Source organism: Streptococcus sp. KR (genome assembly GCF_002238115.1).
Taxonomy (GTDB): Bacteria; Bacillota; Bacilli; order Lactobacillales; family Streptococcaceae; genus Streptococcus.
Window position 1 is genome coordinate 1 of sequence record NZ_NGVM01000213.1, and the last position, 331, is coordinate 331.

Sequence of the window (331 nt, forward strand, 5' to 3'; positions counted from 1 at the left end):
CGAAGTTAATGCCGAACGATCTTGTTGAGATCGTAAGGTAAAGACAATTTTTTTAAAACTTGATCCAGTAATGACGGCTCCGTTGGAGCCGATTGCCGGGACCACAAGCGAAAGTAGGTGTAAACCGTTTGCCATTTGGGAAAGTCATGTGGCAGGGCACGCCACTGGGAGCCATTTTTCAAGATGTATAAAATGGCGCAAAAGACGTCATACAAATCGACTTGACGGGGCTTCGTTCGTTGATGAAAATTTTCTAATTCAGGACGAATCACTTCAAACTGCTGGCGGGTAATATTGCTGGGATAATTAGTCATCATAATTTCCTTTTTGC

1 pseudogene is annotated in these 331 nt (G+C 43.2%); it reads right to left on the reverse strand.

Going from position 1 to position 331, the window contains the following annotated elements:
* Nucleotides 1-47: 47 nt before the first annotated feature.
* Nucleotides 48-317: pseudogene (locus CBI42_RS11655) on the reverse strand (transposase); the annotation flags it as partial.
* Nucleotides 318-331: the final 14 nt, after the last annotated feature.